Source organism: Pseudomonas sp. R19M, from assembly GCF_050312585.1.
In the GTDB taxonomy this organism is placed as follows: Bacteria; Pseudomonadota; Gammaproteobacteria; order Pseudomonadales; family Pseudomonadaceae; genus Aquipseudomonas; species Aquipseudomonas palleroniana.
Window position 1 is genome coordinate 56,909 of the sequence record NZ_JBNPJV010000020.1, and the last position, 13,712, is coordinate 70,620.

Annotated in this window: 11 protein-coding genes; all 11 read right to left on the bottom strand. The window is 61.7% G+C overall.

What is annotated here, in order from left to right; genetic code table 11:
• Positions 1 to 24: 24 nt before the first annotated feature.
• Positions 25 to 1,302 carry a flavohemoglobin expression-modulating QEGLA motif protein gene (locus tag ACQRBT_RS03095; RefSeq protein WP_060754006.1) on the bottom strand — a complete coding sequence of 426 codons (1,278 nt, stop codon included), beginning with the start codon at positions 1,300 to 1,302 and terminating at the stop codon, positions 25 to 27.
• 73 nt (positions 1,303 to 1,375) lie between these two features.
• A complete protein-coding gene (locus ACQRBT_RS03100) occupies positions 1,376 to 2,092 on the bottom strand; it encodes a TetR/AcrR family transcriptional regulator (RefSeq protein WP_174554022.1) in 717 nt (238 codons plus the stop codon).
• A gap of 106 nt (positions 2,093 to 2,198) precedes the next feature.
• A complete protein-coding gene (gene lysS, locus ACQRBT_RS03105; protein ID WP_104995688.1) occupies positions 2,199 to 3,701 on the bottom strand; it encodes a lysine--tRNA ligase in 1,503 nt (500 codons plus the stop codon).
• 63 nt (positions 3,702 to 3,764) lie between these two features.
• A protein-coding gene (prfB, locus tag ACQRBT_RS03110) for a peptide chain release factor 2 (RefSeq protein WP_104995687.1) occupies positions 3,765 to 4,860 on the bottom strand; the annotation gives its coding sequence in 2 pieces (ribosomal slippage) (positions 3,765 to 4,787 and positions 4,789 to 4,860; 1,095 coding nt in all).
• A gap of 110 nt (positions 4,861 to 4,970) precedes the next feature.
• Positions 4,971 to 5,972, bottom strand: a complete 1,002-nt coding sequence (locus tag ACQRBT_RS03115) for a response regulator (protein ID WP_060754003.1) — start codon at positions 5,970 to 5,972, stop codon at positions 4,971 to 4,973.
• Positions 5,973 to 6,023: 51 nt separating this feature from the next.
• Positions 6,024 to 7,034 (bottom strand): chemotaxis response regulator protein-glutamate methylesterase, encoded by a 1,011-nt coding sequence (locus tag ACQRBT_RS03120; RefSeq protein ID WP_060754002.1) that lies wholly within the window; start codon positions 7,032 to 7,034, stop codon positions 6,024 to 6,026.
• Positions 7,031 to 9,295 (bottom strand): hybrid sensor histidine kinase/response regulator, encoded by a 2,265-nt coding sequence (locus tag ACQRBT_RS03125; protein ID WP_060754001.1) that lies wholly within the window; start codon positions 9,293 to 9,295, stop codon positions 7,031 to 7,033. The genes ACQRBT_RS03120 and ACQRBT_RS03125 overlap by 4 nt, the downstream gene beginning before the upstream one ends.
• On the bottom strand, positions 9,292 to 9,993 hold the full coding sequence (locus ACQRBT_RS03130; RefSeq protein ID WP_060754000.1) for a chemotaxis protein CheW: 702 nt from the start codon (positions 9,991 to 9,993) through the stop codon (positions 9,292 to 9,294). The genes ACQRBT_RS03125 and ACQRBT_RS03130 overlap by 4 nt, the downstream gene beginning before the upstream one ends.
• A complete protein-coding gene (locus tag ACQRBT_RS03135) occupies positions 9,990 to 11,249 on the bottom strand; it encodes a CheR family methyltransferase (RefSeq protein WP_060753999.1) in 1,260 nt (419 codons plus the stop codon). Before ACQRBT_RS03135 ends, ACQRBT_RS03130 begins: the two co-directional genes overlap by 4 nt.
• Positions 11,246 to 11,758: a chemotaxis protein CheW gene (locus ACQRBT_RS03140; RefSeq protein ID WP_060753998.1), complete on the bottom strand. Its 513-nt coding sequence runs from the start codon at positions 11,756 to 11,758 to the stop codon at positions 11,246 to 11,248. The genes ACQRBT_RS03135 and ACQRBT_RS03140 overlap by 4 nt, the downstream gene beginning before the upstream one ends.
• Complete coding sequence (locus ACQRBT_RS03145; protein WP_218580631.1) at positions 11,758 to 13,401, bottom strand: methyl-accepting chemotaxis protein; 1,644 nt, start codon at positions 13,399 to 13,401, stop codon at positions 11,758 to 11,760. Before ACQRBT_RS03145 ends, ACQRBT_RS03140 begins: the two co-directional genes overlap by 1 nt.
• Positions 13,402 to 13,712 lie beyond the last annotated feature (311 nt).

Consider the following 13,712-nt stretch of genomic DNA (forward strand, 5'->3'; position numbering starts at 1 on the left):
TTAAAGCCTCCACAGGCCAACACCCTAAAGAATATTGGAGTAATCGGCCTCGATCCGGTCCAGGCTCAAGTGGTTGAGGAAGTTGGAAAAGCACATCCAGGCCGCCAACGCGTTCATGTCGCGAAACTGCTCGGGCAGGTATTTGGGCGGTACCACCAGGCCTTCGTCGACCAGTTGGCGCAAGGTGCGCATGTCTTCCAGGGTGGTCTTGCCGCAGAACAGCAGCGGCACTTGTTCCAGCTTGCCTTTGCGCACGGCGAGCTGGATGTAGTTGTAGACCATGATAAAGCCCTTGAGGTAGGACAGATCCTTGGTAAACGGTAAGCCGGTCGGCACCGAACCTCGGAACACCCGGCTGGCATTGCCGTAGCTTTCAGCCATCTCAAAGCCCTGCTCGCGGAAGAACTCGAACACCTGCAGGAAGTCGGCGCCCTCTTCCACCATATGGATGGCGCGGGTGCGGTTGGTCAATTTACGCAAGCGGCTTGGGTAAGAGGCGAAGGTGATGATTTCCATCAGAATCGCCAAGCCTTCCTGGGTCACGGTGGACGACGGTGGGCCCTTGGACAGGAACGTGCAGATCGGCTGGTTCAGGCCGTTAAGGGTGGTGCCGACGTGGACCAGACCTTCATGCACCTCCAGGGCGCGCACATCGCGCTCGTTGAACATCGCGTCGGCGCGGATCTTGATGTAGTCGGCCCCCGCCGCAGCGTCGGCGACGATACCGTCGGACTCGAACACACGGATGGTTTCCTCGGCCTCGCCAAACACTTTATTCAAGCGGGTTTGCAGCAAGGCGACGGCATCCTTGGCCGTCAGGGTCTTGGCTTCGTCCTTGAGGTCGCCACGGCCGTCGATATTGTTCAGGTAGTCGGAGAGCATCAGGCCGAGGTCCGCCAGGGTCGGGTCGCCGGCATGGAACGCATCGGAGGCGGCGCCGTACAGCTCCTGGGAAATCAGGCCGAAATCCTCGGTGCCGCGGGCTTCGAGCATGCGCACGACCATGCGGTACTCGCGGCACATGCGGCGCATGATCTGCCCGACCGGGCTGAATTGGCCGAGACGGCGGGTAATATCCCGCTCGATGTTCTGGAACTCCAGCTTCACGGCGCTGGAATCGAACGACAACGGTCGGTTGAGGTAGTAATCACGATCCACGGCAGGCATGGCCTTGCCCTTGGCCTTGAGAAACCCCTGGCGAATATTTTCGTCCCACTTCACGGCGTCAAGGACGCGAATCGGTGTTTGCGCCAGCACAATGCGATCAGACAAGGTGCGTATCGTCTGCTGGTAATCGTCCACCTGGTGCTTCCTCTATAAACGTTATCGGCTCGCGCGCTGCAGGTGCAAGGTGAGTGTTACCTGGAGCGTAGTGTCAGACCGAGGCCAACACCAAATGCATGTATCGCTTGAGAATCGCGAGCATCTCTTCACCGGTCAGCGGCTCCAGACCGTCAAGCAGGCCCTGATACTCCATCCGACCGATAATCGCCGTCAACACTTTGGCATCCTGTTGCGGCTCGCGAGAGCCCAGTACCTGGAAAAACTGCCCGGTGCCCTGCAACAGAATCTGCTGGTGGGAACGCACCAGCTCGGCCAGGCGCGGGTTGAGCAGTGCTTCCTGACGAAACGCCTGCTCGGCCATCAGGTACTCGCGACGGTTGGTCAACTGGCGCAAGACGTAATCGGCGGTCAGTCGCGCAATATCATCGGCCAATTGCGAACGGGATTCGGGGCTGCCATCACCATAAGCGACCATTTCGCGCAGCAGCCCCTCATTGCGCACCCACAGCTTGCCCATGTAGGCCGCGCTGCGTTCGACGTATTGGGCAAAAGTGTCCGTGAGCAGATCATCGATATCCTTGAAGTAATAGGTGGTTGCGGACAGCGGCACACCCGCCTCCGCCGCCACGGCGCGATGGCGCACGGCGCGCACTCCGTCACGCACCACGATGCGCATCGCTGCATCGAGAATGTCTTGCCGACGTTGCTCGCTGCCCCGGCGACTGGCCTTGCGGCCCTGGTACTGGACACTTTCAGCCACGGCAGCCGCAATGCCGGCGGCGCCTTCTTGAGCCATTACGCGGTTCACCACACACATCCTTGCATTGATCAAAATCTGGCGCTGTTCGCTTGACGCTTATAGACGCCGCATAAAAAAGCCGCCTTATATAAGGCGGCTTCGGATTACGCTACGGTCACGCTTGTGGCCGCATGTGCGGGAACAAGATCACATCGCGGATCGACGGTGAGTTGGTCAACAACATCACCAGGCGGTCGATGCCGATACCTTCGCCCGCCGTCGGCGGCATGCCGTACTCCAGGGCGCGGACGAAGTCGGCGTCGTAGTGCATGGCTTCGTCGTCGCCGGCGTCCTTGTCGGCCACCTGGGCCATGAAGCGCTCGGCCTGGTCTTGCGCGTCGTTAAGCTCGGAGTAAGCATTGGCGATTTCGCGGCCGCCGATGAACAGCTCGAAACGGTCGGTGACGTTCGGGTTGTCGTCGTTGCGACGGGCCAGCGGCGACACTTCGAACGGGTACTGGGTAATGAAGTGCGGCTGTTCGAGCTTGTGCTCCACCAGCTCTTCGAAAATCATCACCTGCAGTTTGCCCAGGCCTTCGAAACCCAGCACCTTGGCGCCGGCTTTCTTGGCAATGGCACGGGCCTTGTCGATGTCGTTCAGGTCGTCAGCGGTCAACTCAGGGTTGTACTTGAGGATCGAATCGAACACCGACAGGCGCACGAACGGCTCGCCGAAGTGGAACACCTTGTCGCCGTACGGTACGTCGGTGCTGCCCAGGACCAACTGCGCCAGCTCGCGGAACAGTTCTTCGGTCAGGTCCATGTTGTCTTCGTAGTCGGCGTAAGCCTGGTAGAACTCCAACATGGTGAATTCTGGGTTGTGACGGGTCGAAACGCCTTCGTTACGGAAGTTGCGGTTGATCTCGAAAACTTTCTCGAAGCCGCCCACCACCAGGCGCTTGAGGTACAGCTCGGGGGCAATACGCAGGAACATTTCCATGTCCAACGCGTTGTGGTGGGTTTCGAACGGCTTGGCTGCGGCGCCGCCAGGAATGGTCTGCAGCATCGGCGTTTCGACTTCGAGGAAGTCGCGCTTCATCAGGAAGCTGCGGATGTGCGCGATGACTTGCGAACGCACGCGGAAGGTCTGGCGCACGTCTTCGTTGACGATCAGGTCAACGTAGCGCTGGCGGTAGCGCTGTTCGGTGTCGGTCAGGCCGTGGTGCTTGTCCGGCAGCGGGCGCAGGGATTTGGTCAGCAGGCGCACGCTGGTCATTTCGACGTACAGGTCACCCTTGCCGGAACGGGCCAGGGTGCCTTCGGCGGCGATGATGTCGCCCATGTCCCAGGTTTTCACCGCGGCCAGGGTTTCGGCAGGCAAGGTCTTGCGGTTGACGTAGACCTGGATACGCCCGGTCATGTCCTGGATCACCAGGAACGAGCCACGGTCGAGCATGATGCGACCGGCAACCTTGACCGGGATTGCAGCCTCTGCCAGCTCTTCCTTGGTCTTGTCCGCGTACTGTTTCTGCAAGGCATCGCAGTAGTTGTCGCGGCGGAAGTCGTTGGGGAAGGCATTGCCCTTGGCGCGCTCGGCAGCAAGCTTTTCCTTGCGCAGGGCGATCAGGGAGTTTTCTTCCTGTTGCAGGGCTTGCGGGTCGAGTTGTTGGTCGCTCATGTCTTTAAATCTTCCATCAGGTTCGTTGTCCCCGGCCTGCGGCCGGGGATCGCCGGCAAGGGATTACAGGCCGGATTTCAGGCTGGCTTCCAGGTATTCGTCGATATCACCGTCGAGCACCTTGTCACAATCGCTGCGTTCGATGTTGGTGCGCAGATCCTTGATCCGCGACGCGTCGAGCACATAGGAGCGGATCTGGTGCCCCCAGCCGATATCCGACTTGGTGTCTTCCAGCGCCTGGGAAGCGGCGTTGCGCTTCTGCATTTCCTGCTCGTACAACTTGGCCCGCAGCATTTTCATGGCGGTGTCCTTGTTCGCGTGCTGGGAACGTTCGTTCTGGCAGCTGACCACCGTGTTGGTCGGCACGTGGGTGATACGCACGGCCGAGTCGGTGGTGTTTACGTGCTGGCCACCGGCGCCGGAGGAGCGATAGGTGTCGATCCGCAGGTCGGCCGGGTTGATCTCGATTTCCACCTTGTCATCGATCTCCGGCGAGACGAACACCGCAGAGAACGAAGTATGGCGACGGTTGCCGGAGTCGAACGGGCTCTTGCGCACCAGGCGGTGCACGCCGATCTCGGTACGCAGCCAACCAAAGGCGTATTCGCCCTTGATATGCACGGTCGCGCCCTTGATACCGGCGACTTCACCGGCCGACAGTTCCATGATGGTGGCGTCGAAACCGCGTTTGTCGGCCCAGCGCAGGTACATGCGCAACAGGATGTTGGCCCAGTCCTGGGCTTCGGTGCCGCCGGAACCCGCCTGGATATCCAGGTAGGCGTTGTTCGGGTCCATTTCGTGGCTGAACATGCGACGGAATTCAAGCTTGGCGAGGTTTTCCTCGAGACGGGCCAGCTCGGCGACGACATCGCCCACTGCGCCTTCGTCGTTTTCTTCGACGGCCATGTCCAGCAGGTCTCGGCAATCGGCCAGACCGGCATTCAATTCGTCGAGGGTGTCGACGATCTGCGCCAGCGCAGCGCGCTCGCGACCCAATTCCTGGGCGTATTCAGGTTTGTTCCAGACACTCGGATCTTCAAGCTCGCGATTGACTTCGGTCAGACGCTCATGCTTTTGATCGTAGTCAAAGATACCCCCGAATAGTTTCGGAGCGCTCGGACAGGTCCTTGATGGTGTTAAGGATCGGGTTGATTTCCATGGCGGGCAGCACTCGTTGGCGAACTTTTGAAAGCCGGCGAGTATAACGGCAATCGGGCTGAAACGGCAGCCCGCTTGGCGAAAAGGCGGGGTTTGCTCCCTGCCACCCGGTTATTCGATACCGACCTGATTGCGCCCGTTGTGCTTGGCCATATACAACCCCTTGTCCGCCGCCATGATCAACTGCCGATAATCCGTGCCCTGCTTGGGCGTCAGGGTCGACAGGCCGATGCTGATGGTCAGGCACGATCCCTCGGTCGGCGCGATGTGCGGGATTTTCAGGGCCGCCACCGCCATGCGCAGCTTTTCCGCGACCAGTCGGGCGCCGCCCGGCGAGGTGCTCGGCAGCACCAGGGCAAATTCTTCACCGCCATAACGCGCCGGTAAATCCGAAGGACGGCTGCTGGCCTCGCGAATGGTGGCAGCGACCTTGCGCAGGGCTTCGTCGCCTTCGACATGGCCGAAGTTGTCGTTGTAGCTCTTGAAAAAGTCCACGTCGATCATCAGCAGCGAGAGCTGGGTCTGGTCACGCATTGCACGGCGCCACTCCAGCTCCAGGTATTCGTCGAAGTGGCGACGGTTGGACAGCCCGGTGAGGCCATCGGAGTTCATCAGGCGTTGCAGCACCAGGTTGGTGTCCAGCAACTGTTGCTGGCTGACCCGCAGCGCACGGTAGGCCGCATCCCGTTGCAGCAGCGTCATGTAGGAGCGCGAGTGATAGCGAATGCGCGCCACCAGCTCGATGTTGTCCGGCAGCTTCACCAGATAGTCGTTGGCGCCAGCGGCAAAGGCAGCGCTCTTGATCAGCGGGTCTTCCTTGGTGGACAGCACGATGATCGGGATATTCGCGGTGGCCGGGTGGTTGCGGTATTCGCGAACCAGGGTCAGGCCGTCCAGCCCCGGCATCACCAGGTCTTGCAGGATCACCGTGGGTTTGATGCGAATCGCCTGGGCAATCGCCTGATGCGGATCGGCGCAGAAGTGGAAGTCGATGTTCTCTTCATGGGCCAGGCCGCGTCGCACGGCTTCGCCGATCATCGCCTGGTCGTCAACCAGCAACACCATGGCGGCATTTTCATCGGTCTTGAAGTCGTCGAGCTGTAAATCATTCATGTGCAGTCACCTGAATTACCACCTGCAAACCAGCAGCACGGGAGGTTTTGATCATTTTGCAAAGACCTCCAGCAATCGGGGCGCAATTCTATCCAGTGGGCGAATTTCAACAGCGGCATCAATCGCCGCCGCCGCTTTGGGCATGCCATACACCGCCGAACTCTGTTGGTCTTGGGCGATGGTCAAATATCCTTGTTCACGCAGTAATTTGAGCCCTTGGGCGCCATCGCGCCCCATGCCGGTCAGCAATACGCCGACGGCATCGCCATTCCAGTGGCTGGCGACGCTCTCGAAAAACACGTCGATGGAAGGTCGATAAATCTCGTTCACCGGCTCGGCGGTATAGGCCAGCGTGCCGTTTTTCAGCAAGCGGATGTGGTGATTGGTGCCGGCCAGCAAGACTACGCCGCTTTGTGGCGGTTCGCCTTCACGGGCCAGGCGCACCGGCAGGCCGGACGCACTGCTCAACCACTCGGCCATGCCGGCGGCGAACACCTGGTCCACATGCTGCACCAGCACAATGGCGGCGGGAAAGTCGCCTGGCAAGCCCTTGAGCAGGGTTTCCAGGGCAGCCGGCCCTCCCGCCGACGAGCCAATCGCTACCAGGCTCTGACGCTTGCCGGTAGCACGTTGCGGCGTGGCGTCGGCGCGCACGCGGCTGCCGCGCTGACCAATCAGCCAGCCGATATTGAGGATCTTGCGCAGCAGCGGCGCCGCTGCATCCTTGGGGTTGCCCACGCCCAGCGCCGGTGTGTCCACTACGTCCAGGGCACCATGGCCCATGGCTTCGAACACGCGGCTGACGTTGGCCTGGCGGTCCACGGTGACAATCAGGATCGGGCACGGAGTATCGGCCATGATCTGACGGGTGGCTTCCACGCCATCCATCACCGGCATGATCAGGTCCATCAGGATCAGGTCCGGGGTCAGTTCGGCGCAACGTTGCACGGCTTCCAGGCCGTTGCTGGCCACCCACACCACTTCGTGGGCAGGCTCGAAACTGAGTGCGCGGCGCAGCGCCTCCACCGCCAGGGACATGTCATTGACGATCGCAATCCTCATGCCCGGGCTCCTCCGATCAGTTCAACCACGGCGTCGAGCAAGGCGTCATCGTGAAAACTGGCTTTGGCTAAATAATAGTCGGCGCCGGCATCCAGTCCACGGCGTCGGTCTTCTTCGCGATCCTTGTACGACACCACCATCACCGGCAACGATTGCAGGCGACTGTCACGACGCAGAAGTGTGACCAATTCGATACCGTCCATGCGAGGCATATCAATGTCAGTGATAAGCAGGTCGAAGTCTTCGGAACGCAATGCGTTCCAGCCGTCCATGCCGTCGACTGCAACGGCCACTTCATATCCGCGGTTTAACAGCAATTTGCGTTGCAGCTCACGTACGGTCAGCGAGTCATCCACGACCAGCACCCGCTTGCGCGCAACTTCGGTGGCCTGCTGGCTGCGCCTCGCGATGCGCTCCAGGCGGCCGGTGTTGAGCAGCTTGTCCACCGAGCGCAGCATGTCTTCGACATCCACGATCAACACCACCGAACCATCATCCAGCAAGGCGCCGGCGGAGATGTCCTGGACCTTGCCCAAGCGATCATCCAGCGGCAACACCACCAGGGTGCGCTCGCCGATGAAACGTTCCACCGCAATGCCATACACCGCATCGCGTTCGCGGATGACCACGACCTTCAATGTCGCGTCATTGCTTTGCGCCGCCGGGCGCTGCAACAACTGGCTGGCGGCAACCAGACCGACATGCCGGCCCTCGTGCCAGAAATGCTGGCGGCCTTCCAACTGGACAATATCGTCCGGCGACAGGTCGCACATGCGCTCGATATGCGCCAGCGGAAAAGCATAGGCTTCACCGCCGACTTCCACCACGAGGCTGCGCACCACCGACAGGGTCAACGGCACTTCCAGATGGAAGCGACTGCCCTGCCCCGCCGCCTGCTCCAGCACCACCGCGCCGCGCAATTGCCGGACCATATGCTGCACCGCATCCAGGCCCACGCCGCGTCCGGACACTTCGGTAACTTTGTCGCGCAGGCTGAAACCGGGCAGGAACAGGAACGTCAGCAGCTCCTCCTCGCTCAAACGCAAGGCGGTTTCCGGCGGTGACAGATGCCGGTCGACGATGGTCCCGCGCAGGCGCTCAAGGTCGACACCGTTGCCGTCATCGCTCAGTTCCAGCACCAGCAAACCCGCCTGATGGGAAGCACGCAGACGGATCAGGCCCTCGGCCGGCTTGCCCGCCAGGATACGCTGCTCGGGCATTTCGATGCCGTGGTCGACGGCATTGCGCAGCAAATGAGTGAGTGGCGCCTCGAGCTTTTCCAACACGTCGCGATCGACCTGGGTCTTTTCGCCTTCGATTTCCAGGCGCACCTGCTTGCCCAGGCTGCGCCCGAGGTCGCGGACCATGCGCACCTGCCCGGCCAGTACATCGGCAAAGGGCCGCATGCGACAGGCCAGCGCCGTGTCGTAAAGCACCTGGGCACGCTGCCCGGCCTGCCAGCCGAACTCATCCAGCTCGACGATTTTTTCCGCCAGCAGGGCCTGGGCTTCGCTCAGCAAACGCCGGGTGTCGGCCAGCGCCTCCTCGGCTTCGAGGCTCAAATCCAGCGCCCTGAGCTGGCCGTCCAGCGTATCCAGTGCGCGTGCGCCGTTACTTTGAATCCGCTTGAGGCGCTGCATGCTTGCCAGGTAAGGCTTGAGCCGCTGGGTTTCCACAAGGGACTTGCTGGACAGGTCCAACAGACTGTTCAAGCGCTCGGCGGTCACGCGCAGCACGCGCTCGCCACCCTCGGTCATCGGTTTGCTCTGGCGCGGCAACGCCGGCTCGGGCTCAGGTGCAAGCGCTTCAATGATCGGCGCCGGGGCAGGCTCGGTCGGTGGTGGCGGCGGCGCGACATTGGCACTCGGCTGCGACGGATCGAGCAGCCGTTCCATCAAGGCCACATAGGCATCAATATCGGCCGCTCCCACATCATTGCCGGGGGTGGCAATGCGCATCAGCAAATCGGTGCCCTGCAGCAGAGCGTCGATATGCTCAGGTTGCAGGTACAGACGGCTTTCCTGGGCACTGACCAGGCAGTCCTCCATGACGTGGGCCACGCTGACCCCGGCGTCCACACCGACGATGCGCGCCGCGCCCTTGAGCGAATGGGCGGCGCGCATGCAGGCCTCAAGCTGGTCGGCCTGGGTCGGGTTACGCTCCAGGGCCAGCAGGCCCGCGCTCAATACCTGGGTCTGCGCATCAGCTTCCAGGCTGAACAGTTCCAGCAACGAGGCATCGCGCATCTGGTCGGGGGTCATGTGAGGCTCCGGGTCACGGCGGACAGCAATTGCGCCTCGTCCAGCCAACGCAGGCTGCGGCCCTTCCACTGCAACACACCCTGGGTGAAGCGCGCGCTGGCCTGGGTGCCGGAGGCGGACGCGGCCTTCAAGGCGCGTTCATCGATGGCATGGATACCGTCGACTTCGTCCACCGGCACCACCACCGGGCCGTCCTGCGCGGCGATGATCAACATGCGCGGCATGATGCGCCCGCCCGTCGCGCCATGATCGGTGACGTCCAGGCCAAGCAGCTCGACCAGCGACAGGCACGCCACCAGCGCGCCGCGTACGTTGGCTACGCCGAGCAATGCCCGTGAGCGCTGGTGCGGCAGGGAATGGATCGGTTGCAGCGGTGCCACTTCCACCAGGCAGCGGGTGGCGATGCCCAGCCATTCTTCGCCGAGGCGGAACATCAGCAGGGAACGGGTGGTCACGTTCTCGTCGACGGCGTCGGCGGTGATCGCGTGGCGATCGTCCTGCTGCAACGCATAGCGGTCGAGCAAGCGCGTGGCGGCGGCGGAATACACCGAGCAGTTGCGGCAGTGAATATGTTCGGCCAGCAACGGGCAGGACTTGTCGCCATGGATGCCGATACGGTTCCAGCAATCGTCGATGCGTTGGGTGTCGGCCAGGGTCAGGTCAAGACCCGCAGTGTCGAGCGCGTCGGAGGTACTCATCGTTTGGACTCACTGTCAGCTCGCTCGCTACGCGCGGCCCGCGCCTGCAAACGGCGCGCCCCCGCACTGTCGCCCTGGGACTCGAGCAACGCGGCCAGGTGCATCAGGGCCTGCGGGTGCTGCGGTTCCAGGTATAGGGCTTTGCGGTAATACCCCTGGGCTTCCAGGGCGCTGCCGGCCACATCGCTGAGCAAGCCCAGCCAGTAAAACACTTGGGCGGCCGGCGGGTGGTTGCTCAAATACTGTTCGCAGGCAGCGCGGGCCTCAGCACTTTTGCCCTCATTGGCCAGGGTGGCGATCCGGCTGAGCAAATCACCCGCGTCCGTTTGCGGCGCCTTGATCGGCAGCACCTGGGCGCTGACCGTGCTGAACGGGCGCGGTTTGGGCGGGATCGGTGCTGCGCTGCGCGCCGGGACGGGTGCCGGCATCGGCACGAAAACCGGCGCAGGCTTCACCGGTTCCACATGTCGGCTGAAGGCAAAGGACTGCGGCACGCCAATCGAGCGCATGCCATGGCGCCCCAGCAAACTGCCTTCGGCCGGGCCGATAAACAGCACGCCATCGACATGGGTCAAGCCCTTGAGCACATCGAAGACTTGTTTCTGGGTCGGCTGGTCGAAGTAGATCAGCAGGTTGCGGCAGAACACGAAGTCATAGCTGGGTTCATTCGCCAGCAACGCAGGGTCCAGCAGGTTTCCGACTTGCAGGCGCACCTGCTCACGCACTCGATCGGCAATGTGGTAACCGTCGGCCTGCTCGGTGAAGTGGCGCTGGCGAAACTCCAGGTCGCCACCGCGAAAGGAATTCTTCCCGTACACCCCGCGCCGCGCCCGCTCTACCGACAGCGGGCTGACGTCCATGCCCTGCACCTTGAACTGGTGCGGGGCCAGGCCGGCATCGAGCAACGCCATGGCAATCGAATAGGGCTCTTCGCCGGTCGAACATGGCAGGCTGAGAATGCGCAACGCGCGCAGCTGGTTGATCTCGGCCAGACGCGCCTTGGCCAGACGCGCCAAGGTGGCAAAGGACTCCGGGTACCGGAAAAACCAGGTCTCGGGAACAATCACCGCCTCGATCAGCGCTTGCTGCTCGTCCTGCGAGCTTTGCAGTCGCTGCCAATAATGCTCCAGCGTCACCGCCTGCACGGCCTGGCTGCGCTGGCGCACGGCGCGCTCGATAATGGCCTCGCCCACCGATGCGACGTCCAGGCCAATGCGCTCTTTCAGGAAGGTAAAGAAACGTGGGTCGCTGCTCATAGGCTCAGCTCGGCAGAAAATAGCAAAGCGCGGGCTTCATCGGTCAATAACTCGGCCACGCCGATCCACTGCATCAAGCCCTGGGCATCTTCACGCACCAACCCCAGGTAAGGCGCCTGCCGATTGTCGAGGCCATAGGGTTGAAACTCGGTAGGGTAGCAACGCAAGGTGTCGGTAGCCTGCTCCAGGATCAACCCCAGCCTGCGCGCCTCGATCCAGGGTTGCGGCTGGTAGTTGACCAGCACCAGACGAGTGCTGGTACGCACCTGGGCTGCTGTGCCGAAGGTCAACGCACTGAGGTCGATCACCGGCACCAACACCCCGCGATGGGCAAATATGCCTGCCACCCACGTCGGCGCATGAGCGATGGGTTTGAGCGGCACGCGCGGCAGCACCTCGGCCACTTCCGTGGCCTTGAGCGCATAACGTTCGCCGCCGATGTGAAACACCAGGAACAACGTCTTTTTCGCTGCCGGGACGGCGCCGCGTTTAGCCGCAAAGTCGCTCATCAGACTTTGAAACGCGATACGCCGCTGCGCAGACCGACCGCAACCTGGCTCAATTCATCAATGGCAAAACTGGCCTGGCGCAGGGACTCCACGGTCTGGCTGCTGGCATCGCCCAGTTGCACCAACGCGTGGTTGATCTGCTCGGCACCGGTGGCCTGGGCCTGCATGCCTTCGTTGACCATCAACACCCGAGGCGCCAGGGCCTGTACCTGGTGGATGATCTGCGACAGCTGCTCGCCGACTTGCTGCACTTCGAACATGCCACGGCGCACTTCTTCAGAAAACTTGTCCATGCCCATCACGCCCGCCGACACCGCCGACTGGATCTCGCGCACCATCTGTTCGATGTCATACGTGGCCACTGCGGTCTGGTCGGCCAAGCGACGGACTTCGGTGGCAACCACGGCAAAGCCGCGGCCGTATTCGCCGGCCTTCTCGGCTTCGATAGCCGCGTTGAGCGACAACAGGTTGGTCTGGTCGGCAACCTTGACGATGGTCACCACCACCTGGTTGATGTTGCCGGCCTTCTCATTGAGGATCGCCAGCTTGGCGTTGACCAGGTCGGCGGCGCCCATCACCGAATGCATGGTTTCTTCCATGCGCGCCAGCCCTTGCTGACCGGAACCGGCAGCGACCGAAGCCTGGTCGGCGGCGGTGGATACCTCGGTCATGGTGCGGACCAAGTCCTTGGACGTTGCAGCAATTTCGCGAGAAGTGGCCCCGATTTCGGTGGTGGTTGCAGCCGTTTCGGTGGCGGTCGCCTGTTGCTGCTTGGAGGTCGCGGCGATCTCGGTCACCGAGGTGGTCACCTGCACCGACGAGCGTTGGGCCTGGGACACCAGCGCAGTCAGTTCGGTCATCATGTCGTTGAAGCCGGTTTCGACTGCGCCGAATTCGTCCTTGCGCTCCAGGTTCAAGCGTTTGCTCAGGTCACCGTCACGCATGGTGCCCAGAATCGAAACAATGCGCTGCATCGGCCCCGTGATCGCGCGCATCAACAACAGGCCACAAAGGGCGGCGGCGAGAATGGCCAGGCCCAGCGAGACGAACATGCTGATCTTTGCGGCCTCTACAGCAGCGTCGATCGCGTTGGTTGCATGGTCGGCGACGTTCTTGTTTTCGGTAATGATGTCATTGAGCTTCATGCGGCCTGCGGTCCAGGCCGGTGTCATTTCGGTGTCAAACAACTTGCGCGCAGCGGCGACGTCGTTGTTTTGCAAGCGATCCACCACCGCAGCCAGGGCCTTGTTGTAATTCTGGTGGTAGGCTTCGAATCTATCGAACTCGGCCTGATCGTCACCACCGTTGATGGTGGCCTGGTAGTTGGCCATCTGTTGCAGGATGCGCGCTTCGAAGGACTTGAACTCAGCCTTGTCGGTGTCGCTCAGCCCCTTGTTTTGACCCGAACCGATCAGTTCCAGGATATGCAGGTAACTGTCGACCCAGGCGCTACGAATCATCGAACTGAGGTAAACCCCCGGCACCGCGTCGTCACGCACCGCGACTTCACTGGTTTCGATCTTCAGCAACCGTGAATAGGAGACCACAACCATTAACAGCATGATGGCGATAATGACCGCAAAGCTAGCCAAAATCCTTTGGCGCAAGGTCCAGTTCTTCACAGTAATTCCTCGAAGGCCCATTCAAATGCAGGGGAGTATAGCTGAGCGGATGCCTGCATTTATCAACAGCTTTTGCCGGACCAGGCAGAGGACGCGAATAGTTGTGAGAGGGGGCTGGTTCCCGATAGCAGTGTGCCAGGCCACTTATACATAATTGACCACCGCTATCGGGGGCAAGCCCTAATGCCAGTCAGTTAAATGGCGGGCTGTAGAACACATCATCTGTAGTGAGCGGGCTTGCCCCGCGCTGGGGGGCGTAGCCGCCCCAACAAAGACGCCGCGGTATTACAGGAGGACCGAGGTGCCAGGGTTTGGGGCGGCTGCGCCCCCCA

Excerpts from the sequence above, each read along its gene's own strand:
- lysS (WP_104995688.1), bottom strand. The coding sequence starts at position 3,701 with ATGAGCGACCAACAACTCGACCCGCAAGCCCTGCAACAGGAAGAAAAC.
- ACQRBT_RS03115 (WP_060754003.1), bottom strand. The coding sequence starts at position 5,972 with ATGAATGATTTACAGCTCGACGACTTCAAGACCGATGAAAATGCCGCC.
- ACQRBT_RS03120 (WP_060754002.1), bottom strand. The coding sequence starts at position 7,034 with ATGAGGATTGCGATCGTCAATGACATGTCCCTGGCGGTGGAGGCGCTG.
- ACQRBT_RS03125 (WP_060754001.1), bottom strand. The coding sequence starts at position 9,295 with ATGACCCCCGACCAGATGCGCGATGCCTCGTTGCTGGAACTGTTCAGC.
- ACQRBT_RS03130 (WP_060754000.1), bottom strand. The coding sequence starts at position 9,993 with ATGAGTACCTCCGACGCGCTCGACACTGCGGGTCTTGACCTGACCCTG.
- ACQRBT_RS03135 (WP_060753999.1), bottom strand. The coding sequence starts at position 11,249 with ATGAGCAGCGACCCACGTTTCTTTACCTTCCTGAAAGAGCGCATTGGC.
- ACQRBT_RS03140 (WP_060753998.1), bottom strand. The coding sequence starts at position 11,758 with ATGAGCGACTTTGCGGCTAAACGCGGCGCCGTCCCGGCAGCGAAAAAG.
- ACQRBT_RS03145 (WP_218580631.1), bottom strand. The coding sequence starts at position 13,401 with ATGGGCCTTCGAGGAATTACTGTGAAGAACTGGACCTTGCGCCAAAGG.